24 protein-coding genes, 1 tRNA gene and 1 pseudogene are annotated in these 26,516 nt (G+C 53.5%); 6 read left to right on the top strand and 20 right to left on the bottom strand.

Translation table 11 applies throughout. From position 1 onward, the window contains the following. From LL947_RS06325 to LL947_RS06315, 3 genes are all read right to left on the bottom strand, one after another. Complete coding sequence (locus tag LL947_RS06325; protein WP_404417518.1) at positions 1–930, bottom strand: NAD(+) kinase; 930 nt, start codon at positions 928–930, stop codon at positions 1–3. Between the two features lie 93 nt (positions 931–1,023). After that, positions 1,024–1,893: a carboxylate/amino acid/amine transporter gene (locus LL947_RS06320; protein WP_499834259.1), complete on the bottom strand. Its 870-nt coding sequence runs from the start codon at positions 1,891–1,893 to the stop codon at positions 1,024–1,026. 110 nt (positions 1,894–2,003) lie between these two features. Continuing rightward, positions 2,004–2,576, bottom strand: coding sequence for a YqaE/Pmp3 family membrane protein (locus LL947_RS06315; protein ID WP_290821197.1), 573 nt, complete (start codon positions 2,574–2,576; stop codon positions 2,004–2,006). Positions 2,577–2,727: 151 nt separating this feature from the next. Here LL947_RS06315 and LL947_RS06310 point away from each other — a divergent pair, with 151 nt between their 5' ends. Next, entirely contained in the window at positions 2,728–3,147 is a 420-nt protein-coding gene (locus tag LL947_RS06310) for a CBS domain-containing protein (RefSeq protein ID WP_290821196.1), read from the top strand. 84 nt (positions 3,148–3,231) lie between these two features. Here LL947_RS06310 and LL947_RS06305 read toward each other — a convergent pair whose 3' ends face one another. Next, positions 3,232–4,689, bottom strand: coding sequence for an NAD-dependent succinate-semialdehyde dehydrogenase (locus LL947_RS06305; RefSeq protein ID WP_499834258.1), 1,458 nt, complete (start codon positions 4,687–4,689; stop codon positions 3,232–3,234). A 137-nt stretch (positions 4,690–4,826) separates the two neighbouring features. Further along, positions 4,827–5,378: a GTP cyclohydrolase I FolE gene (gene folE, locus LL947_RS06300; protein ID WP_404417508.1), complete on the bottom strand. Its 552-nt coding sequence runs from the start codon at positions 5,376–5,378 to the stop codon at positions 4,827–4,829. Between the two features lie 434 nt (positions 5,379–5,812). On the opposite strand from folE, the gene LL947_RS06295 reads away from it, so the two are divergent. Beyond that, a complete protein-coding gene (locus LL947_RS06295; protein ID WP_499834257.1) occupies positions 5,813–6,304 on the top strand; it encodes a hypothetical protein in 492 nt (163 codons plus the stop codon). 155 nt (positions 6,305–6,459) lie between these two features. On the opposite strand, the gene LL947_RS06290 is transcribed toward LL947_RS06295, so the two are convergent. From LL947_RS06290 to LL947_RS06280, 3 genes and pseudogenes are all read right to left on the bottom strand, one after another. Continuing rightward, positions 6,460–7,434 carry a serine/threonine protein kinase gene (locus tag LL947_RS06290; RefSeq protein ID WP_499834256.1) on the bottom strand — a complete coding sequence of 325 codons (975 nt, stop codon included), beginning with the start codon at positions 7,432–7,434 and terminating at the stop codon, positions 6,460–6,462. A 33-nt stretch (positions 7,435–7,467) separates the two neighbouring features. Further along, positions 7,468–7,950 carry a ComF family protein gene (locus LL947_RS06285; protein ID WP_290821242.1) on the bottom strand — a complete coding sequence of 161 codons (483 nt, stop codon included), beginning with the start codon at positions 7,948–7,950 and terminating at the stop codon, positions 7,468–7,470. Positions 7,951–7,992: 42 nt separating this feature from the next. After that, a pseudogene (locus LL947_RS06280) lies at positions 7,993–8,193 on the bottom strand (double zinc ribbon domain-containing protein); the annotation flags it as partial. A gap of 116 nt (positions 8,194–8,309) precedes the next feature. Between LL947_RS06280 and LL947_RS06275 the strand changes: the two are divergent. Continuing rightward, positions 8,310–8,394, top strand: a tRNA-Leu gene (locus LL947_RS06275). Between the two features lie 125 nt (positions 8,395–8,519). On the opposite strand, the gene LL947_RS06270 is transcribed toward LL947_RS06275, so the two are convergent. From LL947_RS06270 to LL947_RS06220, 11 genes are all read right to left on the bottom strand, one after another. After that, complete coding sequence (locus tag LL947_RS06270; protein WP_499834255.1) at positions 8,520–8,966, bottom strand: tetratricopeptide repeat protein; 447 nt, start codon at positions 8,964–8,966, stop codon at positions 8,520–8,522. Positions 8,967–9,108: 142 nt separating this feature from the next. Beyond that, entirely contained in the window at positions 9,109–10,224 is a 1,116-nt protein-coding gene (locus tag LL947_RS06265) for a flavin monoamine oxidase family protein (RefSeq protein ID WP_499834254.1), read from the bottom strand. Between the two features lie 396 nt (positions 10,225–10,620). Then, the gene (locus LL947_RS06260) at positions 10,621–10,917 is read right to left on the bottom strand and encodes an integration host factor subunit alpha (protein WP_290821189.1); all 297 of its coding nucleotides are present in this window, start codon (positions 10,915–10,917) and stop codon (positions 10,621–10,623) included. Positions 10,918–10,985: 68 nt separating this feature from the next. After that, the gene (pheT, locus tag LL947_RS06255) at positions 10,986–13,367 is read right to left on the bottom strand and encodes a phenylalanine--tRNA ligase subunit beta (RefSeq protein WP_499834253.1); all 2,382 of its coding nucleotides are present in this window, start codon (positions 13,365–13,367) and stop codon (positions 10,986–10,988) included. A gap of 26 nt (positions 13,368–13,393) precedes the next feature. Then, positions 13,394–14,413, bottom strand: a complete 1,020-nt coding sequence (gene pheS, locus LL947_RS06250) for a phenylalanine--tRNA ligase subunit alpha (RefSeq protein ID WP_499834252.1) — start codon at positions 14,411–14,413, stop codon at positions 13,394–13,396. 196 nt (positions 14,414–14,609) lie between these two features. Then, complete coding sequence (gene rplT / locus LL947_RS06245) at positions 14,610–14,963, bottom strand: 50S ribosomal protein L20 (protein ID WP_100820269.1); 354 nt, start codon at positions 14,961–14,963, stop codon at positions 14,610–14,612. Between the two features lie 66 nt (positions 14,964–15,029). Continuing rightward, the gene (rpmI, locus tag LL947_RS06240) at positions 15,030–15,224 is read right to left on the bottom strand and encodes a 50S ribosomal protein L35 (RefSeq protein ID WP_089725334.1); all 195 of its coding nucleotides are present in this window, start codon (positions 15,222–15,224) and stop codon (positions 15,030–15,032) included. Positions 15,225–15,305: 81 nt separating this feature from the next. Further along, entirely contained in the window at positions 15,306–15,845 is a 540-nt protein-coding gene (infC, locus tag LL947_RS06235; RefSeq protein WP_290821236.1) for a translation initiation factor IF-3, read from the bottom strand. A gap of 12 nt (positions 15,846–15,857) precedes the next feature. Further along, positions 15,858–17,780 carry a threonine--tRNA ligase gene (thrS, locus tag LL947_RS06230; RefSeq protein ID WP_404417488.1) on the bottom strand — a complete coding sequence of 641 codons (1,923 nt, stop codon included), beginning with the start codon at positions 17,778–17,780 and terminating at the stop codon, positions 15,858–15,860. 254 nt (positions 17,781–18,034) lie between these two features. Beyond that, the gene (locus LL947_RS06225; protein ID WP_499834251.1) at positions 18,035–18,901 is read right to left on the bottom strand and encodes an OmpA family protein; all 867 of its coding nucleotides are present in this window, start codon (positions 18,899–18,901) and stop codon (positions 18,035–18,037) included. A gap of 289 nt (positions 18,902–19,190) precedes the next feature. Next, positions 19,191–19,658, bottom strand: a complete 468-nt coding sequence (locus LL947_RS06220; RefSeq protein ID WP_290821184.1) for a DUF2489 domain-containing protein — start codon at positions 19,656–19,658, stop codon at positions 19,191–19,193. Between the two features lie 240 nt (positions 19,659–19,898). Here LL947_RS06220 and LL947_RS06215 point away from each other — a divergent pair, with 240 nt between their 5' ends. From LL947_RS06215 to LL947_RS06205, 3 genes are all read left to right on the top strand, one after another. Beyond that, positions 19,899–20,285 carry a hypothetical protein gene (locus LL947_RS06215; protein WP_404417482.1) on the top strand — a complete coding sequence of 129 codons (387 nt, stop codon included), beginning with the start codon at positions 19,899–19,901 and terminating at the stop codon, positions 20,283–20,285. Between the two features lie 356 nt (positions 20,286–20,641). Beyond that, on the top strand, positions 20,642–21,061 hold the full coding sequence (locus LL947_RS06210; protein ID WP_499834250.1) for a DUF6482 family protein: 420 nt from the start codon (positions 20,642–20,644) through the stop codon (positions 21,059–21,061). 77 nt (positions 21,062–21,138) lie between these two features. After that, the gene (locus tag LL947_RS06205; RefSeq protein WP_499834249.1) at positions 21,139–23,883 is read left to right on the top strand and encodes a cation-translocating P-type ATPase; all 2,745 of its coding nucleotides are present in this window, start codon (positions 21,139–21,141) and stop codon (positions 23,881–23,883) included. Between the two features lie 37 nt (positions 23,884–23,920). Here the strand turns inward: LL947_RS06205 and hrpB are convergent, their stop codons facing one another. After that, positions 23,921–26,392, bottom strand: coding sequence for an ATP-dependent helicase HrpB (gene hrpB, locus LL947_RS06200; protein WP_499834248.1), 2,472 nt, complete (start codon positions 26,390–26,392; stop codon positions 23,921–23,923). Positions 26,393–26,516: the final 124 nt, after the last annotated feature.

Here is a 26,516-nt window from a genome sequence, read left to right as displayed (position 1 = left end):
CTAGTCCCCCAGCCGGTGGCTCCAACCGAGCTTGCTGCGCAAGACCTCGTAAAAGTTATGCCCGATTGGATGAACCAGTTGAACCCGCTGGGGCTTGCGGGTAATAACCAGCACATCATCCGGTTTTGCCACTGCCCGGGTTTGACCATCACAGCTGATATGGGGATAGGTTTGATTGGTTTCTCCAATATGAATACGTATTTCACTGGCGGCATCGATAACGATCGGCCGACTGGACAGGGTATGCGGGAACATTGGCACCAGGGTCACCACATCCAGCTTGGGATGCATGATAGGCCCACCGCCGGATAGTGCATAAGCCGTTGAGCCTGTAGGTGTAGCCACAATCAGGCCATCGCTGCGCTGGCTATAGACAAACTGGCCGTCAATAAAGAGTTCAAACTCGATCATGCGCACCGCCTTACCCGGGTGCACCACTACTTCATTCAACGCCTCGCCATTGCCGACCGCCACGCCGTCGCGGTAGAGCGCGGTATCCAACAGAAACCTTTCTTCCACCTCGAATTGGCCGGCCAACACTTCGCCTACGCGCTGTTCCAGCTCATCGGGAGAAATATCGGTCAGAAACCCCAGGCGTCCACGATTGACGCCCAGCATCAAGGTGCCGGTTTTACACAAGGTGCGGGCCGCTCCCAGCAGGCTCCCATCGCCGCCAATCACGATAACCAGGTCACACAGTTCTCCCAGTGCCCGTCGGCTTGCCTCTGGCTGGCCATGGTGGGGAATAACTGTGGCGGTTCGGTCTTCTACGACCACCGCATAGTCACGGGCCACAAGGAACCCCACCAGGCGTATCAATGAGTCGGCTACTTTTTCGCTTTCCAGACGGCCGATCAGGCCGATGGTGGAGAAAGGACGAGATTCCTGGTCATGCCGGGAAGGATCAGCTGATAAAGGCGTTTGTGTCATGGATCAGGCTCATTAACATAGCATTTCATTATGTCGAGCCTGACACCCGCACGCAAATCCAGTCCACTGTTTTGGGGCACTCATTTGCACGCATCAGGCGGCTTGCTGTACCCGGCGTTCAAGCCACCAATGGTTAAGCCACAGGGAAAAGCCCATGATCAAGGCACCCAGCAACAGGCGACTGATATCGGCATCCCGGTTCCAGATCACCAGGTTCACCAATAAACCGGCCGGTACCAGAGCGTTATTCATGATGGCCAAGGTGCCCGCATCGACCTGAGTGGCGCCGCGGTTCCAGACAAAATAGCCCAGGCCTGAAGCCACCAGGCCCAGCCAGCCCAATACTGCCCATTGAGTGGCGGTACTAGGAAGTGCCGCCGCACTGCCAAGCAGCGCAAAGGCAGGCACTGCCACCGCCAGAGCGCCCAGGAAGAACCAGCCGAACACATTGTGCCAGGCCAGATTGTCAGGCAATTCGGCGGATAGGCGACGGTAGCCTACCTGGCCCAGTGCAAAGCACAGGTTTGCGCCCTGTACCACCAGAAAGCCCCACCAGAAACCAGCGTCAATGCCATCGTAACGAATCACCGCCGCTCCCAGTACCGCCAGCAAGGCGGTTAACAGATAGAAAGGCGTGAATCGGCCGAAAAGCAGATCATCCAGCATGGCGATATACAAGGGCGTGAAAATCGTGAACAGCAGCACTTCGGGCACAGAGAGCAGCAAGAACGACTGATAGAAAAAGATATACATGACGCCCAGCTGGATGGCGCCCAGGCCCATCAGTACCAGACGTTGTCGCATGGTCAGCAGTTTGGGCCGTAATAAAGGCAGAAAGACCAGTGTCGCCAGGCCTATCCTGAGCAGGACCGCAAAATAGCTGTCCACCTGCCCTGCCAGATAGACACCAATCAATGAGAAAGAAAAGGCCCACAGTGCTGTAACACCCAGGAGATACGTCATGGTAAACCTCAATTACATTAAAAGTTTACAAATTATACCTCCGGCACGGGCGATTCACACGGTAAACTCAAAAAAAATTTTTAGGTTTACACATAGCTATTTCTGGCTCGCTACCGGGAAAAAATCCAGCGTGCGGCATATATCACGCCGGGAACCCAGAGTAACAGTGTCAGCAAACCGGCGATCACGACCCGTTTGGCCTGCCCACCTGACAGCCCAACAGCCAATGGTGGCATCAGCACAGCCAAGGCCATATAGGCTGTTTTTACCGCGCCTGGCATTGCCTGAACAGGCAATGGGTCTTGCGGCCCGGGCGTGTTTGACGGCTCACTGGATGCCTGAGCAGATGATGATGGGTCAAAGTGACCTACGCTCGCCTGGCGGCTTGGCGGTGCCTCGGGGGTGCGGTCTTGATCCTTTTGCAGAGCCTTCTCCTGCTGTTCTTTTTCCAACGCCTTGCGATGGGCTTCCTTGTCAATTTTCTGCTCCAGCGTCTCGGCATCAGCCGCCAGGTCGCTGTGGTGGCGCTCCCATTCCTCCCAGTCAAATGGAGTTCCCGACTTGGGGCGCTGATGGCCTGAACCTCTGGCACGTTCCCAGGCCTTTTCTTCGAGGGTATTGGGTTTGTCTGGTTCCCTGTCGACCCCCACCCCTTTGCGGTTCAAATATTCACGTGCGTCCATCGAGTCGCTCCTGGTATCTGTTCCTGTACAAAGTTAAACGTTGAAAACCTGGTTAGACGCGCTTCAATAATGATCTACATTAAAAATGTGTCTGTGTTTCATCCAGCGCTTACTGATTGACTGCCTACTGGCGTAAATAAGGAGTATGAGTATGGGCAACAAGCCAACCAATAAGGTACCCGATACGGTCAGGGATATCATGTCACGTGACTGCTATCGCGTCTCCCCTGACACTTCCATTACCACCCTTGCTCAGGGGCTGGCACTGCACCGTTTGCCGGGGGCACCTGTGGTTGACAAGGCCGATCGATTGATAGGCTTCATTTCTGAACAGGACGTCATCGGTAAAGTGCTGGACAGTATCTATAACGATGGAGAGGCCCCGCTGGTCAAGGAGCTCATGAAGGAAAGTGTGCTCAGTGTGATACCGACCAAAAGCATCACGGATCTTGCTCAGGAAATGCTGGGCGCCAAACCCAAAATCTACCCGGTTGTCGAGCAGAACCGGCTTGTTGGCATTGTCACCCGCCGCGATATCCTGATTGCCCTGTTGCAAATAAAGCGTCACTAGTTTCCTCTCTGAACGTACGAAACCAGCCGCAAGCGGCTGGTTTCTGATGACTGATACATCAAGGGCTGTTTGATCAGATGCTGATTAACCCAGGTCAATGCACAGGTACTTGGTTTCCAGAAACTCCTCGAGCCCCTGATGACCGCCCTCCCTGCCCAGTCCAGAAGCCTTGACGCCGCCGAAGGGTGCAGCCGCATTGGAGATCAGCCCGGTATTGACCCCTACCATGCCGTACTCCAGCGCATCCGAAACGCGCCAGACCCGGCCGAGGTCTCGACTGTAGAAATAGGAGGCTAATCCATACTCTGTATTATTAGCCATATCGATGGCGGTCTGTTCATCATCGAACGGAAAGATGGCTGCCAAGGGACCAAACGTTTCTTCCCTGGCTACTTTCATTTCATCAGTCGCTGCACTGATCAGGGTCGGCGTAAAGTAATTGCCGCCAAGTGGATGGGGATGCCCCCCCAGAATAAGTTCCGCCCCTTGATCAACGGCGTCCTGAACATGTTCACTGACTTTCTTGACAGCTTTCTCATCAATCAGGGGGCCGATATTCACTCCTGACTGGGTGCCATCCCCGACGGTCAGCTCGCTGTTCATCGCCACAGCCAACTTTTCACAGAAAGCGTTCACCACGCTGGATTGCACCAGAAAACGGTTGGTGCACACACACGTCTGACCAGCGTTACGGAACTTTGCAGCCATGGCCCCTTCCACAGCGGCATCCAGGTCGGCATCCTCGAAGACAATAAAGGGGGCATTGCCGCCCAGTTCCAACGAGATCTTCTGGATATGTTTCGCGGCCTGGGACATCAGCTGGCGGCCTACTTCAGTAGAGCCGGTGAACGTGATCTTGCGCACCTTTGGAGATGTTGTCATGGCCTCAGCGATATCAGCAGCACTACCTGGCACCACGTTGAAGACACCGCGAGGGATCCCGGCACGTTCAGCCAGCATGGCAAGCGCCGTTGCGGAAAACGGTGTCTGGCTCGCCGGTTTAACCACTATGGTACAGCCTGCAGCCAGCGCCGCGCCCGCTTTACGGGTAATCATGGCCGCCGGAAAATTCCACGGCGTGATGGCACCGACAACGCCAACAGGATGTTTGGTCACGACAATCCGCTGATTGGCTTTGGCCGGCGGGACGGTTTCCCCATAGACACGCCTGGCTTCTTCCGCGAACCAGCGCAAAAAACTGGCTGCATAAACAATTTCACCTTGAGCTTCCTTGAGTGGTTTGCCCTGCTCGTGGGTCATCAACATGGCCAGATCCTGCTGGTGTTCCAGCATCAGATCATGCCACTTCATCAACAGATCAGCGCGCTCCATGGCAGTCATTGCCCGCCATGCGGGTAACGCAGCATCAGCCGCGTCTATGGCACGCAGTGTCTCTTGCTTGCCCAGGCGCGGCATATCACCCACGATATCCTGGGACGCCGGGTTAATAACATTAATCTGCTCGCCGCTGTCGGCAGCAACCCAGCTGCCATCAATGTAGGCAAACGGGCAATAAAGCTGAGTTTCTTTAAGCGCATCCATTACAGACTCCTGATCAAGAGGGTATACCCATAGGCACATTGTTACGCCCATGCTAAGACGAAATCACCCGTTTGACCAAGAGCCGGGCAGTTTTAAGCAAGGAAAAACGCACAACAGCCAGCCTTACATTCCGCCATCTAGCTGACCAGCATCAGGAACTCCTGACGAGTGGCCTGATTGTCCCGGAAGTCTCCCAGCATGACTGAGGAGCTCATGCTTGAATTCTGCTTTTCGACACCACGCATCATCATGCATAAATGGCGAGCCTCGATCACCACCGCTACGCCGCGAGCCTGGGTAACTTCCTGAACCGCCTCAGCAATTTCACGTGTGAGATTTTCCTGAATCTGCATCCGGCGAGCAAACATATCGACAATTCGTGCGAACTTTGAAAGTCCCAACACCTTGCCACTCGGCAAATAGGCTATGTGACACTTACCAATAAAAGGCAGCAGATGGTGTTCACACATCGAATACAGCTCGATATCCTTGATCAATACCATTTCGTCGGTTTGGGACTCGAACACAGCATTGTTGACGACTTCTTCCAACGACTGCTGGTAACCAGCATTCAGGAACTGCATTGCCTTGGACGCTCGCTGTGGCGTGTCCTGAAGTCCCTCCCGCTCAGAGTCTTCGCCTAACAGCTGGATAATCTGGCGGTAATGGTAAGCTATCTCATCGGTCATATTTGGCCTCGTCAGTCCAGGGACGCTTGCACGGCAAACTTTAAGAATATCATTTGGATGATTAATAAGAGCTTACATAAGCAAAGCGAAAAAATATAGTACGAAAAATATACTTAAAACAATTTTTGTACAACTATAGATTGGCAACTGGACATTTTAGCCTAATTTGCTTGGCCAATGTCACTGGCAAGCAACGTTCAGTGGCTGCATGAGGGCACTGAAATGCGATTTTTTTAATCCGTTGGCGCTGTGGCAGAGTGACACGCGCATCTGCTCACTTATAATGATTATGTTATTATCCATAACCAATTATTAACGTCTTCTACAGAACACATGATCAAAAGCGAGATTCCGCCATGTTAATGAGACCGTCGACATTGCAACCAACCCTTAAATCGTCTGCCACCTGGTTCAGTGTGTTGATGGCACCTCTAATGGCATCCCCATTGTTTGCCGCCGATGCCACCCTCGTATTGCCCGATCGTGCCACCGTTGGCGTGGAATTTACTGAAAATGTCATCATTGCTGAGGGCGAGAATAGAAAGGACAATATTCTGCTACGCCCCAACCATGATGTTGAAGCCTCTCATCAGTTACCCGAATACTGCGTGATTATTGGCGATGCCATGCGTTCAGGTGATCGTGTGCGAATCACTGCCCATGACGTCACCTGCATCGAGGCGGAAGACGCAGACAGCGCCATTTTCTCGGATGAAATGGATGGTGGTGTTTACGACACCGACGGCCAGTATGGTCTGGCGTGCGAAGATAGCACCTGCACTTTCCTGCCCAATGAAGGGTTCATGCTGACTCTCAACGAGACCCTGGAAATTGACGCCCAGGACAATCCTTCTGCTGAAATCAATGCGCAGCGCCGTCAGGAAGGTCAGGAAGAAAGCGAAGCAGGGCAACCAGATGAAGAGTGACAGCGGCTTGCAACACGCACAACCGACCCGCGTCATGCTGTTTCAAGGCAAGTAACCGCCAGACTGGCACCAAGATGGCCCTGTTAAAGTCGCCTTTGCCAGGGCCCTATCGTTGTAGACTGCCCCCTCCGATATTCAGATTGCACAGTGGCTTTTTAAGCCAGCCATTTGGGCGTTCCCACTTGCTGGTGTTGCTGTTCAAGCTGACGTATCTGCTGATCCCAATAGCCGCTATTAGCAAACCAGGGAAAAGCCAGCGGAAATGCCGGGTCGTCCCAGCGCTCCACCAGCCAGGCGCTATGACGCATCAGCCGATAGCTACGCAAAAGCTCTACCAGCGCCAATTGATGGTCTGGAAACGTCAATGATTCCTCATAACCTTCACTGAGTTCGCTTAGCTGCGCGCGCTGAGCCTGAGGCTCATCAACTGCCAACAGCATCCAGATATCCTGAACCGCAGGCGCCATCAGACAATCATCAAAGTCTACCAGGCTAAAATGCGTCTCCCGACCCAGTACGTTACCCAGATGACAATCGCCATGACAGCGAATCAGTTCAAGCGATGCGGGCAATGCTTTTGCCACACTGTCCATCAACTGCTTGCTGATGCGCTCATAGGCACGCTGTTGATGCCGGGTCAAATGACCACTGCTCAGTACTTGCTGCTGAGCCGCCAGCATTCCATCAATCACCGATAGGCTTGGCCGATGCTGGAAGCTCCCTCGCCTGGCAACTGCATGCATTCTGCCAATCAGCTGCCCCATGGCAAACAGGTGCTCAGGATTATCCAGCTCCGGCGCTTGGCCAGCACAGTAATCAAACAGTGCGAAGCTGAAGCCAGCATGTTCGTGTAACGATACACCGTCCGCGTTTCGCCATGCCTTACCCACCGGCACACCGCCAGCATCCAGCTCATCAAGGTAGTCATGCTCTTCCTGAATCGCCTCTTTCGACCAGCGCTGAGGCCGGTAGAATTTGACTATCCTGCGGTGCCCCTCTTCATCGCGAAACATCAATACGCGATTTTCGTAGCTGTTTAACGCAAAGGGCTCGTTGCCTGGCTGAATACCCAGACGCTCAATGGCCGTCATGATGACATCCGGTGAAAGAGCACTATAGGGATGGCTCATCATTCTCTCCATGAAAATCCTCTAGGGTATCACTCAAGCCCCCAAAGGTGTGCGAGCAAATGCCAGCACGGCAACATTCATGGCGCCTGCCGCGAGCGCCGTTCTGGCCAGGGACTGCGCAGTGGCTCCCGTTGTCACAACATCATCGACAATCACTACCCTGGACGCTGACGGCAGGTGTAGCTGGAAAACATCATTGAGGTTGTCCCGCCGCCCCTGCCGCCCCAACATACGCTGGCTGGGCGTATCAACAAGCCGGGTAGCGTTTATCACAGGCAAGTCAAGATGACGGCCTAGCTGTCGAGCAAACCAGTCGGCCTGATTAAAGCCGCGTTCTTGCGATCGGCCCGCAAACAGTGGCACTGGCAGCAATACTTCATTCTCCGAACGCGACTCTCTATCACCAGTGAGCGTTTCCAGATACAGATCAACCATCAAATGACCGGCGCGGGGCGACGCCTCAAACTTGAAGTTATGTACCAGTTGGCGAATCGGCCCCTCGAAGATAAATGGCACGTGCGCACCCGAGAACGCCGGTAGTTCACTTCGACAATGCGTGCAAAGCACTTGCCGAACTGATGTCAGCGGTTCTGCACAGCGGGTACAACACCGCTTGTTCCAGGGCAAGCGGTCAAAACACTCCTGGCACCAGGCTTTTTCCTTCAGGGTTTGTCCGAGGCAGAAGGCACAATGCCCTGGCAAGGCGCTGCGCAGGCGCTTTTCAAGCCTGAATAAGGAGGCATACCAAACCGGTGTCATACGCTGCACTTCCCTGCTTGGGCCTTGACCAGTCTGCCCTTCTCTCCTTTCTTCATTCAACCGCCACATTGATTCTTGACATTAAGGACGTAGTTGCTAGTATACGCGCCAGTTGTGCGGATGTGGTGGAATTGGTAGACACGCCAGATTTAGGTTCTGGTGCCGTAAGGTGTGGGAGTTCGAGTCTCCCCATCCGCACCATCTAGACTAGGCTTATACCCTAGTTTCTATTTTGTTGCTGGTTTTCCCCGGTCGACATTTCCCCAGTGGTGTATAGCAGTATCCACGCTGTTATTCTGAACGGCAATCGAGTTCCAGCCTGACCTTCAGTCAACCGCTTGTGCACGCCTCTCCCAATCTTCTGCGCGCTTCATGTCTTTTTTAACGCCATTGCCCTGGCGATACGCATTAGCAACCTGCTGCATGGCGAGTCGATTCCCGGCTTCCGCAGCTTTTTGATACCAGTTCAATGCCTTACCATCACTCTGCTCTATTCCCTTACCGGTTGAATACATGTTGGCGACGTTTAGCATACCCTGAACATTCCCATCCTCAGCGAGGTCAAGATACTGTTCAAAAGCCCGATCATATTGGCCCATCTTGTAAACCGCATAAGCGTCCAGCGTTCTTATAATGTCTTGTGCAATCCTGGTCTGATCTTCTGAAGCCATCGCTGAGGCCTGAGGGGCTACAGCAACCAATGCCGTGAGAATTATTGCGTTCAGATTCTTGTGGAATAAATGCATGATCTTATCCGCTTGGGTGGTCATCATCAGGAATTTGACTGTTTAAGTTTAACGCTCTGATCATCACCCTATAGGCAAACTGACAATATAGCTATAGAGACCGGCAGTAGACGGTTCTTGTTTTAGCCTCTGGATATATCAGTCTGACATGTTTTATGAACGAATATCATCACGACATTTTTTCGAAAAGCGCTGACACGCCTGCCTCCGCTGCCTCGACGGCCCCTGCCAGGTAGCCCGGAAACTGCTGGCCCCACTCGCTACCGATACCTATCAGGTACCCGCTCCAGTCACCATTATCTACCTTGTTAGCCGGTGCCGTTGGATGTTGCCCAGCCGATGCCTGCCTATCATCTTGCGTAGTGGTGTAAGGCTCATATGCCCAATCCTTGATAATGTCATGATCAGGATCAGCGGCCTGTGAACCAAACAGCCGGACTAGCTGGTCACGGCACGCCTGGATGAGCGCATCGTTCCCCATGCGTTCACGAGTGGCTGCCGGCGTATTGAAAAAACCGAACAGGGCCGCTTTTCCATCCGGCATGGAGGCATCATGTATCTCGCCCAGGGGGCCACTCAGGCTGCGGGCTTCTCCCGAAAGGCCTTGATCTCGCCAGAAAGGCGTATCAAATAAGGCGACGTATTTGGCATGCGGCGCCATCCAGGTCGGCGTGTTTTTCCATTGGCTGGAAAGCACAGCCGGCAAGGCCGGTGAAAATGACAGTTTGGCCGCCAATCGTGGCGGAAGAGCCAACAGTACCTGCTCAGCCTGAAGGATCAGTCGTTCACCCTGAGCATCCTGGCTATAAACGTCCACATGAGATGCTTCCAGATGCAACGCGTCGACTGGATGGCTTAACAGCACACGTGTAGTTTCTAGTGACTGCGAGAGGGTTTGCGTCAACGCCTGCATACCGCCTTTCAGACGCATTGAGGGTGGCGTATTCACAAAGCCCTGCGCGCGCTGGGCAGCCATTGCTGGTGACCGCTCAATCAGCATGTCGCCCTGCTCAAACTGGGCAAATGCTTGCAACCCCAAGACGTGCACAAGTTCCGCCATCTGATGTTGAAAACCAGGCCAGAACCAGGAAGGCCCCAAATCTACACCGGCCATTTCCGCCTCGGGGAAAGCAGGACGATCAGGTGATGTTGAAGCAATTCGACCACCCAATGTTTCGCGCGCTTCCAGGAGGACAATATCCTTTATACCTCTTTTTTCGAGTAAGTAAGCTGCGTATAGACCTGCCAGGCCAGCTCCTACGATGACTGTACCCGTTTTCTGCATGCGTTATCTCCTGAAAGCGTTCATAAATGATTAACTCTGCCCCGTTGACAGTACCTGCAAAGGCCCAGGGTTGATTCCCTCAGGTGATTCTTAAGGTGTTTTTTGATCTTCAAAACATCGCAGGGTTGCCGACGAGACCCAAAAAGGGCGCCATAAATTGGCGCCCTTTAGTCAGTTGGCAACAGGTGTATAGCCTGGCGTGGAAATGATCATGACTTGGGCCTGTTGATGTTTTATCACGGCCGCGACATAGATCCTTTTGATGCAGAACAAGTCGTGAGGAGCGTGGTTGGGTGGCTCCCAATCAGTGACGAACAACGCAGGGCTGTGCCAAAAAGGCCCTGTCCCTTCGGGTTGCGCGCCAAAGAACGCGATGAAACGTCAACAGGCCCTAGTTCATCCGCCGTCGAATGTCTCGACCTGCTGTTTCAGTTTCTGTCCGGGGCGGAATGTTACCACCCGGCGGGCCGAGATCGGTATTTCTTCGCCAGTTTTAGGATTTCTACCGGGACGTTCACGCTTGTCGCGCAGATCGAAGTTGCCAAAGCCGGAAAGCTTTACCTGCTCATTCTCACGCAAACAGGCACGGATTTCTTCGAAGAACGCTTCCACCATTGCCTTTGCTTCACGTTTGGAAAGCGACAACTCGGAGTGTAGATGTTCTGCAAGTTCTGCTTTTGTCAACGCCCCCATGGGTATCTCCTTATCACCAGCGCTCGGCCCAGTGTCTGATCTCGGTTCAGCAGGATGGCGCACTCTGATCAGCTGCGCAACTCTGCGCTGTGCTGCTCACGCGCCTGCGTGACGATGACATCGACCAACTGATTGATTTCATCATCATTAAGGGTGCGCGAAGGATGCTGCCAGGTCAAGCCCAAGGCGATACTCTTATGCCCGTCAGCCACTCCTTTTCCTGCATAAACATCAAAAAGCCTGACCTGCCTGAGATGCTCACCGGCGTAGGCACGCGCCATATCCAACAAGGCCTGAACCGGCACGTCTTCTGCTACCGTAAACGCGAGGTCGCGACGCACTTCCGGCTGCCGGGAAAGCGGCTCAAAGGCCGGTATAGCCCCTTCGCTCAAGGCATCCAGGCGCACTTCAAACAGGAGTGCGTCCACTTTCAGCCCCAGTTTCCCACGCACTTCCGGGTGAAGCCTTCCCATCCAGCCCACCGTTTGTTCATTATGCATCACTCGTGCACATTGGCCGGGATGCAGCGAGGGATGTTCAGCTGCTTCAAAGCGCCAGGTGTCCGGGTGTCCACCCAGGGCAATCAGACTTTCCAGATCACCTTTCAGATCGTAAAAGTCAGCGTTCTGTTTATCGCCGCTCCATCCCTCAGGGTAACGTGAGCCGCAAACGATAGCGCCGAGCATGGGGGTCTGATTAAGGTCATCCAATGGGCCATTGAATACCAGCCCGGTTTCAAATAACCGCACACGGGTCTGCTGGCGGTTAAGGTTATGCATTAGGGCGCGCACCAGGCCGGGGAAAAGGCTGGCACGCATCACTGACAAATCCGTGGAAATCGGATTGGCAAGCTGAGGAGAAACCGCTTCTGGCAAAAGGGTCGCCTGTAAATCAGGCGCGACAAAACTATAGGTAACCGCTTCCTGATAGCCGCGAGCAACCATCTGATGACGCAGGCGGGCCTGGGTAATACGCGCTTCTCCCTGGGGCTTTAATGCCAACCGCGCCGCCGGACGTCGTACCGGAAGATTGTTATAACCATGGATACGCGCCACTTCTTCAATCAGATCTTCCTCAATGGCAATATCAAACCGCCAACTGGGCACACTTACTTGCCAGCCCTCAGCAAGATCGCTGATCTGCATGCCCAGGCGCGTCAGAATACCGCTCACTTCTTCACGGGGTAAGGGCTTGCTCAAGGCTTCATGCAATCGCGCCTCACGGAAGGTAATTTCTCGCTTGGCTGGTAGCGCAGAAACATCACTGACGCCCTTGACTGGCCCTGCTTCACCACCACAGATATCCAGTAGTAGCTGGGTCGCACGTTCAACCGCCAACTCCGTCAATGCCGGATCAACCCCTCGTTCAAATCGATGCGACGCATCAGTATGCAGCCCATAGGAGCGCGCCTGGCCAGCCACCGCCAATGGTGTAAAAAACGCTGACTCAAGAAAAATCGTCTGGGTATTCGGGTTAATTCCCGAATTCTCGCCACCCATCACGCCAGCCAGCGCCAGCGGGCCGTTACGATCGGCAATCAACAGGGTTTCGGGGCGCAGGTTAACTTCCTGGCCATCGAGCAATACCAGACGCTCACCCTCCCGGGCCTGACGCACAATGATTTCACCATTGAGATTGTCACGGTCGAAGGCATGCATTGGTTGGCCAAGTTCCAGCATCACATAGTTGGTAATGTCGACGATTGGATCTATCGAACGAATACCACTGCGACGCAGCCGTTCAACCATCCATAAGGGTGTCTGGGCACTGACATCAACGCCACGAATAAGGCGCCCAATGTAGCGCGGACATAGTTCAGGCGCCTCAACCCTGACCGGAAAGGTCTCATCGAAACCTGGCGCTATCGGCAATATTTCCGGGCCAGTAATATCCAGCTGATTCAGGACACCCACCTCACGGGCGAGCCCTTTGAGGCTCAGGCAGTCACCACGGTTAGGCGTCAGATCAACCTCGATGGTATGGTCATCAAGCGCCATATAAGTGCGTAACGCTTCACCTATCGGAGCATCCTCAGACAGCACGAAAATACCCGATGAGGTATCTTCAACCAGCTCAAGCTCAGACTCCGAGCAGATCATGCCGCGTGATTCGACCCCCCGTAACTTGGCTTTCTTGATCTTGAAGTTGCCCGGCAGGACGCCCCCTACCCGGGCAAAAGGGACCTTCTGGCCGACCGCAACGTTCGGCGCGCCACACACAACCTGAACGGGCTCACCACTGCCATCGTTGACCAGGCAGACATTCAGTTTATCCGCATCGGGATGCGCGTCCTTGGCAACAACCTCCGCTACCACAACGCCAGTAAAGGCAGCAGCCACAGGCTCAACAGCGTCAACTTCCAGACCCGCCATGGTAATCTGGTCAGCAATAGCTTGTGTATCAAGCTGCGGTGACACCCACTCACGCAGCCATTGTTCAGAAAATTTCATAGAGCTTCCTGTTATCGGCAGCGGAATTAAGCAAACTGACGTAAAAAACGCAGATCATTTTCAAAAAACAGACGCAGATCATTCACGCCGTAGCGCAACATGGCAAGTCGCTCCGCCCCCATACCAAACGCAAAACCGGTAAAGCGCTCGGCATCAATACCTGAATGGCGGAAGACTTCAGGATGCACCATTCCACATCCCATCACTTCGAGCCATCCGCTGTGAGAGCACACGCGGCAGCCTTGACCACTGCACATCACGCACTGGATATCCACTTCTGCCGATGGCTCAGTAAACGGAAAGTAGGATGGACGAAAGCGCACGGAGAGATCATCACGTTCGAAAAACGCGTGCAGAAAGTCTTCTATCGTGCCTTTCAGATCGGCAAAACTAACGCCTTCATCAACCAACAGACCCTCTACCTGATGAAACATGGGCGTGTGAGTCAGGTCCGAATCGCTACGATAGACTCGCCCTGGGCAGACAATCCGAATCGGTGGTTCACTGTTTTTCATGGTGCGAACCTGCACCGGTGACGTGTGCGTCCGTAAAAGACGTGTGGCGTCGAAATAGAAGGTATCGGCCATACCGCGGGCCGGGTGATGAGCCGGAATATTCAGTGCCTCGAAATTATGGTAATCATCTTCAATTTCTGGACCGACCGCCACATCATAACCAATACGCGTAAACAGCCCTTCAATACGCTCCAGCGTGCGCGTTACCGGATGCAGGCCACCGCTTGGCTGCCCTCTACCTGGCAGGGTGACATCTATACGTTCCGCGGCAAGACGCGCATTTAACGCTTCTTGCTCCAGGGTATGGCGTCTTTGATCAATGTCGTCAGCCAAACGCTGTTTGGCCTGGTTGATTTGCTCGCCTGCCTTGGGGCGCTCTTCCGGTGTCAGCTTACCCAGACCTTTCAGCAAGGCGGTCAGCTCACCTTTTTTGCCCAGGTAACGTACACGAATTTCCTCTAATGCAGCGACACTTTGCGCCGATTTAATCGCTTCATGCGCTTGAGATACCAGAGTGGGAAGGTGATCCATCCAATTGACTCCGAAGTAAGCTACCTCCTAGGCGGATAGGGCAGCAAGTTGCTTGTAATGCATTGTCAGCAGCAAAAAAACAGGGGAAGAGCGGCTGCTCTTCCCCTGGATGGGCCACAATAATGACCGGGTCTAGATGCTGTGGCAGACCTACGTTACGCAGGAATTGCGTACGTAGATGCCATGCATGAAAACCTTACTGGGCAGCCTTGGCTTTTTCCACGATAGCCGCAAAAGCAGCTTTTTCATGAACGGCCAGATCGGCAAGCACTTTACGATCAATTTCGATACCGGCTTTCTTAAGGGCACCCACAAAACGGCTGTAAGACATGCCGTGTTGACGTGCACCAGCATTAATACGCTGAATCCACAGCGCACGGAACTGACGTTTACGATTACGACGGTCACGGTAGGCATATTGGCCGGCCTTGATGACCGCCTGCTTGGCTACACGAAAAACACGTGAACGTGCTCCATAATAACCTTTAGCCTGCTTAAGTACTTTCTTGTGACGACGACGGGCAACAACGCCACGTTTGACACGGGTCATAACACACTCCTGACATTAACGGTGAGCACACTTGTAAAGCTGCTCAAAAAAGAAATCCCGAATAAATTAAAGATTCGGCAGCATACGCTGAATCAGCGCCTTGTCTGCGTCATGGATCTGCTTCATACCACGCAGTTGACGCTTACGCTTGGTCGATTTCTTGGTCAGGATGTGGCTACGGAATGACTGCTTGTGCTTGAAGCCATTCGCTGTCTTTTTGAAGCGCTTGGCAGCGCCACTGTTGCTTTTGATTTTCGGCATGAGAAAACTCCGCTCGATATTTTTTAGAAAACCCGGGGCCAGCCACAAACCTGATCGTGGCGCGTTTAAAGAGCCGTCGGATCACTTCTTCTTTGGGGCCAGGATCATGATCATCTGGCGACCTTCCATTTTCGGGAAGGCTTCGACCGTTCCGATCTCTTCGAGGTCAGAGGCAATCCTTTCCATCAGCTTGCGGCCAATGTCCTGGTGTGCCATCTCACGACCACGAAAGCGCAGAGTGACCTTACCCTTGTCACCACCTTCAAGGAAACGTATCAGATTTTTTAACTTCACCTGATAGTCGCCCTCGTCAGTACCAGGCCGGAATTTGACTTCCTTGACCTGAATCTGTTTCTGCTTCTTTTTCTGAGCAGCTTTCTGCTTCTTCTGCTCAAAAACAAATTTGCCGTAATCCATAATCTTACAAACAATCGGATCGGCATTTGAAATTTGCACAAGATCCATACCTTCAGCTTCGGCGCGCTCTAAGGCTTCAGTTGTGGGAACAACCCCCAACTGTTCGCCATCGCTGGCGATAAGACGCACTTCAGTTTCGGTAATTCTCTCGTTCATTGGGGGGCGTTTTTCTTGTGGACGCCCACGCTGGTTGCTTCGCTTGATCGTTCCGTCTCCTTAGGCAATTGACGATGTCGCCAGGGCTGCTCTTTCAACCTCAAGGCGTTTGATAAGTTCATCAATCGTCATGGTGCCGAGGTTTTCACCGCTACGTGTACGAACGGCAACTGAGTCAGCTTCAACTTCCTTATCTCCTACCACAAGGAGATAGGGAACTTTCTGTAACGTATGCTCACGGATTTTAAAGCCGATTTTCTCGTTCCTCAAGTCCGCAATGGCTCGAAGACCACTTTTTTGCAAACGTTTTTCCAAGTTTAACGCATATTCACGTTGAGCATCAGTAATTGTCATGATGACAGCTTGCTGTGGCGCAAGCCATAGGGGCATGGCGCCCGCATAATGCTCAATCAGTATACCCAGAAAACGCTCAAAGGACCCCAGAATGGCGCGATGAAGCATAACTGGCGTCTTACGTACGCCATCTTCATCGACAAACTGTGCGCCCAGACGTCCTGGCAAATTAAAATCCAGCTGTAAGGTACCACACTGCCAGACACGATTCAGGCAATCTCTTAATGCGAACTCGATTTTTGGTCCGTAAAACGCGCCTTCACCGGGTTGCAGCTCCCAGTCAAGGCCGGTGGCTTGCAAAGCTGCTTCCAACCCCTGCTCTGCCCGATCCCACAGTGCAGCCTCGCCCAGGAAGTCGTCTGGCCGGGTTGATAGTTTAAGCTCAACGTCTTCAAAGCCCAGTGTCCTGTAGACTTCCAGCGTCAAAGCAATGAAGGCTTCTGCCTCTTTCTGGATCTGGCTTTCGGTACAGAAGATATGCGCGTCATCCTGTGTGAAGCCGCGTACGCGCATCAGGCCATGCAAAGAACCCGAGGGTTCATTACGGTGGCAACTACCAAACTCGGCCAGGCGCAGGGGCAGATCCCGGTAGCTCTTGAGGCCCTGATTGAATACCTGAACGTGGCACGGGCAGTTCATGGGTTTGACGGCATATTCACGCTTTTCAGATTCTGTGGTGAACATCAGTTCACTGTAATGTCCCCAATGACCCGACTTCTTCCACAGAGACAGGTCAACGACCTGCGGTGTCTTGATCTCCTGATAGCCATGTTCGCGCTGGATACGCCGCATGTACTCTTCCAGTGCCTGGTACATGGTCCATCCATTGGGATGCCAGAACACCATACCCGGCGCTTCTTCCTGCAAGTGGAAGAGGTCCATTTTGCGCGCCAGCTTGCGATGATCACGCTTTTCTGCTTCTTCAAGGCGTAACAAATAGGCTTTAAGCTGCTTTTTATCAGGCCAGGCTGTGCCATAGATACGAGTCAACATTGTATTTTCAGCATCACCCCGCCAGTAGGCACCCGCCAACTTGGTCAGTTTGAACGCTTTCAGATGACGCGTATTGGGCACATGAGGACCACGACACATGTCCGTATATTCTTCGTGATGATAGAGGCGAATAGCGGCCCCTTCGGGGATGTCGCGCACTATTTCCTGTTTATAGGGTTCATCGCGATGCAAAAAGGTCAACATGGCCTTGTCACGATCGACATATTCACGAACAACGTCGTATTCGTGATCAATCAGCGCTTTCATTCGCGCTTCAATCGTCGTCAGATCATCAGGTGAAATGGCGTCGGTAAACTCAATATCATAATAGAAGCCGTCATCAATGACCGGGCCAATCGCCATTTTTGCATCAGGGTATAGTTGCTTCACTGCATGCCCCACCAGGTGAGCGCAAGAATGGCGAATGATTTCTACCCCTTCCTGGTCACGCGCCGTGATAATAGCCACCTCGGCATCATGCTCAATCAGGTCTGCAGCATCCACGAGCTCGCCATCAATCTTGCCAGCGATGCAGGCCTTGGCCAAACCAGAGCCAATGGAGGCTGCCAGCTGCATGACCGAAAGCGGCTCGGAAAATTCACGTTGGCTGCCATCAGGCAGAGTCACAATAGGCATTCAGGTCATTCCTTGAGCGCAGTGGTGACCCACACCAAGGGTCACATATCGCTATCAATGGGTATCAGTAAAAAAGTCGTCAGAATAATAGATGGAGCAGTCACTTGTTCAAGAGCGGCATGTTAGCAAAGGCCCCCATCCCGATAAAGCAAAGTAGTCTATTGACCAGCAATAAAAACGCGGAAGGCTACAAGCCTTCCGCGTTTAGATCAGCTATCGCCTAAACAGGACAGATAAGAACAACCCGCAGTGGATCAGTTCCACTCATCAAGTTCAACACGACGATTTGCCGCGCGGCCTTCGGCGGTATCATTAGAAGCGACAGGGCGCTCTTCACCATAGCCGGTAGCCATCATACGATCGGAGCTGATACCCAGCTGATTAAGATAATCAGCAACAGATTCAGCGCGACTCTGGGAAAGACGCTTATTGTATTCAGCGCTGCCACGTGAGTCAGTGTGTCCAGAAATTTCGATACGGACGTTGGTGTTGTTTGCCAGGCGCTCAGCAACCACTTGAAGTTCCTGCTGAGCTTCAGGGGTCAGTTGTGCAGAATCAAACTCGAAATTGACACCTTCCAGCACCAGCGCTTCCGGGCAACCTAGTGAGTTGACTTCTACACCGGCAGGCGTATCCGGGCACTGATCACGATAATCGGGCACGCCGTCATTATCAGAATCTACCGGGCAACCTTCCGCGTTGACCGAAACACCCGCTGGCGTTCCTGGGCACTGATCACGGTAATCAGGAACGCCATCGCCATCGGAATCCAGCGGACAGCCTTCTGCATCAACGGCTGCACCCGCAGGTACTTCACCGTAGCTTGGACACTGCGGTTCAGCTTCAACAGTGCGATCTGCACAAAGAAGACCACCAATAGCCGCACCGGCTGTGGCGCCGACCAGACCGCTTTCTTCTTCATTAGAATTACCACTGGTTGCATAACCAATGGAACCACCGATAACACTTCCCGCAAGACCACAGACAAAGGGGTGCTGATACCAACCGCGATCTGAACTTGCAGACTGTGTACCGGACTGTTGTGAAGCGGAGCTTGCACAGCCGGAAAGACCTACTACCAGTGCCGATCCAATGAGCAAGCCAGTTGTTGATTTTTTCATCTAAACACTCCTTAAAATAATAAAACAGGCAGCTTGGCCAATGATGAGGCTACCACTCCAGATTTCAGCTCGGCAACTTACACCTTAACCCAACACCCGCAGCTCAATGCTGCAAAAACTCGCGCGAATTTGATAAGTCGCATTAGTCAATATAGCAGCTTAAGACACAGCGGTGCGTCTGTCTTCATAAATAAAATACGATTGGTGATCCCAAAACCTTGCCAACCGCATTATGCGATCATTGCATATAAAAATAAAAATCAACAAATATGAACTGAAGTAACATGGCCTACTGTAGTGCCTGCTTACTCTTTTGGCGCCATGCAATCACTGCCTTGGCTGCTGCAAGAACCTCGTCGCGCATTTCGTCCTCGACGGCAAGACGTTCCTTATCTTCCTGAAAGCGCGCCTTAGGTGTCAGTTGGCCGCGAGCTGAATGGGTTTTTAGATGACGGGTGCGCTGATAGACCTCTGCGAACGCCTGGAACTCTGGGCGCTCTGTCAGATCGGTGTCAATAATTTCAAGCAGCACCTTGCAACGCCAACAACCTTCAGTGATGTCCACTTGCTCTTGCACCATAGCACCAACAACATAATCCAGATTTTCGAGACTGTTGCTGATTGCGCGACGTTGTTCTTCTTCAACAAGCGCTTCGCGACGTTTGATCTCCTTGCGCAGCTTCAGGGCGTAGGCTCCTAACCCGATCACCACTATTAACCCTATTATCAATAATACTACTGCTAAAGTAGTGCTCATAAGCTCCTCAGCGGTGAGTTGAAAAATCCTCTACCAGAATTGTACTGCTTTTATCCTGCAACCCCAAACCCGGTTTGCCCCTCTGATCGAAACGGCACACTAGCCTTGTTGAACATGAAGATCCCCTGGCAGACCCTGTTTACACACCGAATCAATGTCACCAGAAAAGCTCTGATTGTCTATACTCATAAGGAAGACAGTAAACATTTCTCCAAACCGATCGAAATTCAGGAGGCTATCATGTCGACTTCCAATACCCCCAACAACCCTTGGGCACCACTAACCGCCATGAACCCCTGGTTTGATGCAAGCCAGCCTTTATTGAACTGGTGGGCTGAGCAAGGTACCCAGGCCATACAACCTTTTGCCAAAGTCCAACAGGCGTGGATGGAAAGCATGTCTCAGGCAATGCAAGCTGAAATGCAGTTTTTCCAGGCCATTACGGAAAGCCATGAAAAGATGGCGAAGTGTATGATGAATGCCTCAGGATCACCGGAAAGCAATCGTGATATGGCTGACTGCTATCAGGAGGTGGTACAAACGCTTGCAGATGCTCAAATGACCAGATTGCATAAGGCATCAGAGCTCAGCCATGAGTTTCGCCGCTCACTATGGGAAGAACTATAGGCTTTTAAAGGTTTGATTGACATTCAGACGCCTGGCACGATGACTAACGGCACGCCAGGTTCTGTGTTCTGAATTAATCTCATCACAGTACGGGTCGTCTGATCATTCATTGGCCAGACGATTTTTTTATTAAAGGGAGGCGTTTTTGCCATTTGACAACCTTGGGTTTCAACCCAGCTGCCGCAAAGCCAGCCACTTCCTATCTTCCTGCACTCCGAGAGGATTAACAGGTCCTGCCTGTTTTTGCGGTATCATCAGCCTTGGTATTCTTCTGACAGGATGTACTACTTACACCTGGCAGGATGGGTCAAAAGAAACGGTCTTCGGGGTACCTGCCGAGGAAGACAATAGCCGCTATGAAGAAGAGAACCCACTCGGTACTCAATATAGACTTCCGGGAGAAATTCCGCCTGTACAAGACGTTAGGGAGTAGAAAGATTGCCATGCCTGATACGATAACGCTTGATCAACTCGCTCGTCACAAAGACCGCACTGACCACTACCAGATCGAAATCCAGGCGCTGGATCTGGGCTGGTATTTTGTCAGACTGCATGACAGCCATCAGAACGTTTTCACTTTGATAGACGACACGGGAGACACACGCCGCTTTACTGGTACCCAATGGGTTAGCCGTGCTCTGCGCCCTCTAGGATTTACTCACGCGACCCTCACCTGGTCATCTGTGGCCGACGAAATGGTCGGCGTCAGCGCAAGTGTTCCCTCCGCTGAAGAGATGCTGGCATGCGGCACCCGGGTCAGCCTTGAAACCCGCTGACTCCTTGCGCTGGATCACTGCAGTGCAACATGATGAGGGTTATACTTAACCTACATTCATGATCGCGGGGAGTTCAGATGGCCACTCAATCCAAGGGCGCTTCCGCTGAGGTTAAGGACATATCGGCCAGAACCGCCTGGCACAGTATCAACAGCGAAGATGCTCTCTCCAGACTGAAAGTGTCGTCCAATGGCTTGACCAAAGAGGAAGCACAGCAGCGTCTTACTGATATAGGCCCTAATCAGCTTCAGCAACAGCAGGGTCGACACTGGACCAGGCGTTTGCTGGAGCAGTTTAATAATGTGCTTATGCTGATTTTGCTGGTAGCGGCCGTGGCCAGCTTTCTGCTCGGGCATAGCATCGATGCCGCCGCTATTGTCGGGGTCGTCGTCATCATCGCGCTTATCGGCTTCATCCAGGAGGGCAAGGCAGAGCAGGCGCTGGACAGCATTCGCAACATGCTTTCTCCACAGGCCAATGTACTAAGAGACGGCCATCGCACTACCGTGCCAGCTGAAGACCTGGTCCCGGGTGATATTGTACTGATTGAAAGCGGCGACCGTGTACCTGCCGATTTACGCTTGCTGGAAGCACGCCGCTTGAGAACTGAAGAGGCAGCGCTGACCGGTGAGTCTGTTCCCGTTGAGAAACACACCGAAACAGTCGCTGAGGATGCTGATCTCGCAGAACGCCGTGGCATGGCTTATGCAAGCACTATCGTTGTTCAGGGTAGCGCCCGCGGACTGGTAGTGGAAACCGGTAGCCATACAGAAATTGGCAAGATATCCGAGCTATTACGAGGTGTTGAAAAACTCAAGACCCCTCTTCTGCAACAGCTTGATCGGGCCGGGCGAGTACTGGCCATATTTATCCTGACAGCCGCCGCCATCACAGCGGTGCTGGGGGTTGTGATCCACCAGCAGCCAGCCAGCGAGATGTTTATGGCGGCCGTCGGCCTTGCTGTGGCCGCCATACCTGAAGGGCTTCCTGCGATTGTTACCATCGGTCTTGCTCTGGGGGTCCAGAGCATGGCAAAACGCAATGCCATCGTTCGTCGCTTACCTGCCGTAGAAACACTTGGCTCCATCTCCACCATTTTTTCGGACAAAACGGGCACTCTGACACGTAATGAAATGACCGCTCAGGCTATCTGGATGCATGACCAGCAATATGCCATTGATGGTATTGGTTTTGCCCCAGAAGGCGAATTCCATTATGTGCAGACAGATGGGCAAACATCAGAAGAAGCTGTCAGGATCGACAATGATCGTATGCTGACTGATTTCCTGAATGCAGCAGTACTCTGCAATGACAGCGAGCTTGCCGACAAGGACGGTCGTCATCAGGTTTATGGTGATCCGACTGAAGGTGCGCTGGTAGTGGCTGCCGCCAAGGCGGGCATTCAGGCGCGCACCCAGCGAGAGAGCGTCAAACGCGTGGACGCCATTCCGTTCGAATCGGAACACAAGTACATGGCCACCCTGCATCATTACGATGAAGGAAAACAGCGGATTTTTGTCAAAGGTGCGCCTGATCGCTTGCTTGAAATGTGTACCTGTGCGTGTTCAAAGGAAGGAGATGTCGACATTGACCAACAGCATTGGGAGGATCGCATCCACGAGCTTTCCTCACGCGGCCTGCGGGTATTGGCTATCGCGGATAAGCGGACCTCTTCGGTTGAGGGTCTGGACCATCACCACGTTCAGGGCGATTTACGCTTACTGGGGATTATCGGCCTGCTCGACCCGCCGCGTCAGGAAGCGATTGAGGCTGTCAAGCGTTGCCAGAAAGCTGGCATCCGGCCGGTCATGATTACCGGCGACCATGCAACAACGGCCCTGGCTATTGCCAAACAGCTGGGTTTCAACAACACCCGGCGAGCACTGAGCGGACGTGACATTGAGACCATGTCAGACAGTCAACTCGAAAACACTATTCTGGATATTGACGTCTATGCCCGGGCTTCACCGGAACACAAACTGCGCCTGGTCCAAGCCATGCAGTCGCGTGGGGGCGTGTGCTCAATGACCGGTGACGGCGTTAACGACGGCCCCGCCCTGAAGCGTGCGGATGTCGGGGTTGCCATGGGTATTCAAGGCACGGAAGCCGCCAAGGACGCGGCAGAAATGGTATTGGCGGACGACAACTTCGCCACCATTGTCAGCGCTGTTGAAGAAGGCCGAAAAGTTTACGACAACATCCGTAAAACCATTACGTTTATTCTACCTACCAATGGTGCTCAGGGCCTGGCCATCATGTTGGCGGTGCTGTTCGGCTCAATGTTGCCGGTAACCCCATTACAGGCACTCTGGGTGAATATGGTGGTTGCCGTTACCCTCGGCCTGGCGCTGGCCTTTGAAAAAGGTGAACAGGACCTCATGTTGCGCAAACCACGTGATCCTAAGGCGCCCTTGCTGGATTTCTTCCTGCTGTGGCGGGTGGTCTTTGTCTCACTGCTATTGTTGATTGGCGTCTTTGGTATCTTTGCCTGGATCCAGCAACAAGGAGGCAGTGATGAGCTTGCCCGTGCCGGGGCCGTCAATATGCTGGTGACCGGCAGTGCCGCCTATCTGATTAACAGCCGCTTCCTGCTCAACAGCACTCTGTCCATAAACGGTATTTTCGGTAGCCGCCCGGTATGGATTGCTATCGCCTTGATCATGATTTTGCAGATGGCGTTTACCTACCTGCCCTTCATGCAGCTTATTTTTGGCAGCGATAGTCTGGCGTTAAGCCATTGGCTGGCCATTGTGGCCGTCAGCGGACTGATTTACCTGGCCGTGGAAATGGAGAAACGCATCTGGCGCCATCGTAAAGGCTAGGGCCTCTGTCGCGGCCGTGATGAAACGCCAACAGGCCTTAATCCTGACGGCGCTTGGTGAATGAAGTGGGGGCAGCCGTCAGCGGATTTTCGGGCCAGGGATGCTTGGGGTAGCGCCCTCTCATCTCCTTGCGCACCTCGGCATAGCCGTTTTGCCAAAAGTGCGCAAGATCCTGTGTGACCTGTAGCGGACGACCTGCGGGTGAAAGCAGATGCACCAGCACCTTGACTCTGTTGTTTACCAGCCGGGGCGTTGTCTGCCAACCAAACAGCGCCTGCAGCTTGGCCGCCATCACGGGTGGCTGCCCATCCCGACAGGGCCGATAGTCCAACGTCAGACATCGGCCTGCCGGCACCTTCAAATCCACCGGCGCTTGGCCATCCAGCCGCTTGCGCGCCTGGAAGCTCAGGGTTTCAAGCAATATATTCCCAATCGGCAGTTGATCCACTGCGCTCAGACGCTGCAGATCATTGAAGTATGGCACCAGCCAATCTTCCAGTGTCTCCAGCAGGCTATCATCTGACCAGTCTGGCCAATCGAACTCAGGATCATACTCCCTGAGCAAATGCATACGCCCCTGCAACTGCCGAAACGTCTCACATCTTGAGAGGTAGCCACGCCGCTGAATTGCTGCAACCAGAGCTTCATCTACCAGCGCTTTTGACAAGCGGTTGCGTGAGGAACGACTGACCAACTCAATGGCTCCCAGGGCCTGAACCTCACGAGCGATCAGCTTACCCTCCTGTTCAGACCAGTAAACCTGTGGCTGCCATTGCGTCATCTCAGGGAACAGGGACGTCATCACAGCCTTCTCTACCCTCACTGCAGAGCCGATAAGCTGGCGACCCTGGTGCGCATACCACTCGATGACCAACAGCCAGTCTTGATGGGCCTCGGGGCTATCCAGAGGCATGTCAGCAATGATGCCGTTGGCAAGCTGGAACCGCCCAGGGGCGAGTTGGTGCGCGATGCGCTCCGGATAGGCCAATGTCAATAAAGCCCCCAGAGGCGCCAGTGACTCTGCATGTTGAATGGTAAGTTCGACGCCGGCGATACGTGCCAAACGTTGTGCCTCGAGATGCCAGGCAGTCCGTTGTTTGATTGGCGCTGTCAGCGCTTGCGCCAGCATGTGCTCAGGGTGTGGCCCCAATCGCTCGCCACTTTGCAATAACGCTGCCAACAGACACGCCAGCGGCGTGGCATTAAAGCGTGAAGCGCCTTCAAGCATGACGGCCAGGCGAGGCGGCAACGGCCAGCGACCACATCGCTGGCCAAGCGTCGTCAATCGGTAGCGATGATCCAGCACTCCTAACTTAAGCAATAGCTGCTGGCCGCTTCGCCAGGCGCCCTGCGGTGGCGGTGTCATCCAGGTCAGCAGCCAAGGGTCACTCACCCCCCAACGAGCCAGCTCAAACACCAGGCCTGCCAGATCAGCCTGCTGTATTTCTGGCTCGCGATGGGCAGGCAAAGGCTGCTCCTTGGCCCATAGCCGATAGCAGGTTCCTGGCCCTTGCCGCCCCGCCCGGCCACGCCGTTGATCGGCGCTGGCACGGTTGACACGCCGGGTTTCAAGTCGCCCTGCACCGCTGCGCTGCTGGCAAACAGGCACGCGCTCAAGTCCCGCATCAATTACACAATTCACACCTTGTATTGTCACGCTCGATTCAACAATGGCTGTAGCCAGAATCACTTTGCGATGTCCATGTTCCCTGGTTAACGCCTCACGCTGGTCGCTGAGTGGCATACGACCGTGCAAACAGGTAACGCGGACATCAAGGTTCTGAGCCCTCAGCCTCCTGGCCGTTTGCTCAATCTCTTTTACCCCCGGCAGGATAACCAGAATATCGCCGAGCGTGTTATCGGCCAGCGCTTCGTCCACGACCTTCCCGCAGTGAACATCAATAGCGGCCTTATCAATGCAGGGACGGTAAGCGGTCGTGACCGGATATTGCCGTCCTGGACACTCGATCAGTGGGGTATTTTGGCCCAGTAGCTGGCGCAGCGCGATAGTATCCAGGGTCGCCGACATCACCAGAAGACGCAGATCCTCCCGAACGCTCTGCTGGATATCCAGCGCCAGCGTCAGCCCCAGATCAGCTTCCAGGCTACGTTCGTGAAACTCATCGAAAATAATACACGCCACCCCTTCCAGAAAAGGGTCTTCCTGAAGCATTCGCGTCAGCACTCCCTGCGTGACCACTTCAAGACGCGTAGACGGGCCACAGCGGGTTTCGCCCCGCATGCGGTAGCCAACGCTAGCTCCCACGCTTTCTTCCAGCTGCTCCGCCATGAAGGTGGCTGCCAGGCGGGCAGCGACTCGACGTGGTTCCAACAACAGTATTTTCTGGCCGTTGACCCAGGGCTGTTGAAGCAGTGCCAATGGCACCCGAGTGGTTTTCCCCGCCCCGGGCTGGGCCATCAAAATAAGACGTGAGGCAGAAGACAAGGCTCTTGTTATATCGTCAAGGTGCTCGTCAACAGGTAGTCTGTTGGCATCATTATCCAGCATGAGAGCTCTCGTAAAATGGGCATCCTGGCGGGAAACTGGCTGATGTCGACAGGCCTTGCTGCGGACAGGCTATTCAACAGTATCCAACGCTGTTCAACGCTTGCCAAACGCCTGGATAAAACAA

It is taken from the genome of Halomonas sp. BLK-85 (assembly GCF_044792155.1).
Classification (GTDB): Bacteria; Pseudomonadota; Gammaproteobacteria; order Pseudomonadales; family Halomonadaceae; genus Vreelandella.
Note: the sequence above shows the minus strand (reverse complement) of the source record. Positions and strands in the feature narration are given on the sequence as shown.

What these genes read in the sequence shown, in the direction of transcription:
- LL947_RS06295 (WP_499834257.1), top strand. Translation starts at nt 5,813, where the DNA reads ATGGCATCCCCATTGTTTGCCGCCGATGCCACCCTCGTATTGCCCGAT.
- rpmI (WP_089725334.1), bottom strand. Translation starts at nt 15,224, where the DNA reads ATGCCGAAAATCAAAAGCAACAGTGGCGCTGCCAAGCGCTTCAAAAAG.
- hrpB (WP_499834248.1), bottom strand. Translation starts at nt 26,392, where the DNA reads ATGCTGGATAATGATGCCAACAGACTACCTGTTGACGAGCACCTTGAC.
- pheS (WP_499834252.1), bottom strand. Translation starts at nt 14,413, where the DNA reads ATGGATCACCTTCCCACTCTGGTATCTCAAGCGCATGAAGCGATTAAA.
- LL947_RS06310 (WP_290821196.1), top strand. Translation starts at nt 2,728, where the DNA reads ATGGGCAACAAGCCAACCAATAAGGTACCCGATACGGTCAGGGATATC.
- folE (WP_404417508.1), bottom strand. Translation starts at nt 5,378, where the DNA reads ATGACCGATGAGATAGCTTACCATTACCGCCAGATTATCCAGCTGTTA.
- LL947_RS06210 (WP_499834250.1), top strand. Translation starts at nt 20,642, where the DNA reads ATGAAGAAGAGAACCCACTCGGTACTCAATATAGACTTCCGGGAGAAA.
- LL947_RS06315 (WP_290821197.1), bottom strand. Translation starts at nt 2,576, where the DNA reads ATGGACGCACGTGAATATTTGAACCGCAAAGGGGTGGGGGTCGACAGG.
- pheT (WP_499834253.1), bottom strand. Translation starts at nt 13,367, where the DNA reads ATGAAATTTTCTGAACAATGGCTGCGTGAGTGGGTGTCACCGCAGCTT.
- LL947_RS06325 (WP_404417518.1), bottom strand. Translation starts at nt 930, where the DNA reads ATGACACAAACGCCTTTATCAGCTGATCCTTCCCGGCATGACCAGGAA.
- thrS (WP_404417488.1), bottom strand. Translation starts at nt 17,780, where the DNA reads ATGCCTATTGTGACTCTGCCTGATGGCAGCCAACGTGAATTTTCCGAG.
- LL947_RS06215 (WP_404417482.1), top strand. Translation starts at nt 19,899, where the DNA reads ATGTCGACTTCCAATACCCCCAACAACCCTTGGGCACCACTAACCGCC.
- LL947_RS06305 (WP_499834258.1), bottom strand. Translation starts at nt 4,689, where the DNA reads ATGGATGCGCTTAAAGAAACTCAGCTTTATTGCCCGTTTGCCTACATT.
- LL947_RS06265 (WP_499834254.1), bottom strand. Translation starts at nt 10,224, where the DNA reads ATGCAGAAAACGGGTACAGTCATCGTAGGAGCTGGCCTGGCAGGTCTA.
- LL947_RS06290 (WP_499834256.1), bottom strand. Translation starts at nt 7,434, where the DNA reads ATGAGCCATCCCTATAGTGCTCTTTCACCGGATGTCATCATGACGGCC.
- LL947_RS06220 (WP_290821184.1), bottom strand. Translation starts at nt 19,658, where the DNA reads ATGAGCACTACTTTAGCAGTAGTATTATTGATAATAGGGTTAATAGTG.
- LL947_RS06205 (WP_499834249.1), top strand. Translation starts at nt 21,139, where the DNA reads ATGGCCACTCAATCCAAGGGCGCTTCCGCTGAGGTTAAGGACATATCG.
- LL947_RS06270 (WP_499834255.1), bottom strand. Translation starts at nt 8,966, where the DNA reads ATGATGACCACCCAAGCGGATAAGATCATGCATTTATTCCACAAGAAT.
- rplT (WP_100820269.1), bottom strand. Translation starts at nt 14,963, where the DNA reads ATGACCCGTGTCAAACGTGGCGTTGTTGCCCGTCGTCGTCACAAGAAA.
- LL947_RS06320 (WP_499834259.1), bottom strand. Translation starts at nt 1,893, where the DNA reads ATGACGTATCTCCTGGGTGTTACAGCACTGTGGGCCTTTTCTTTCTCA.
- LL947_RS06225 (WP_499834251.1), bottom strand. Translation starts at nt 18,901, where the DNA reads ATGAAAAAATCAACAACTGGCTTGCTCATTGGATCGGCACTGGTAGTA.
- LL947_RS06260 (WP_290821189.1), bottom strand. Translation starts at nt 10,917, where the DNA reads ATGGGGGCGTTGACAAAAGCAGAACTTGCAGAACATCTACACTCCGAG.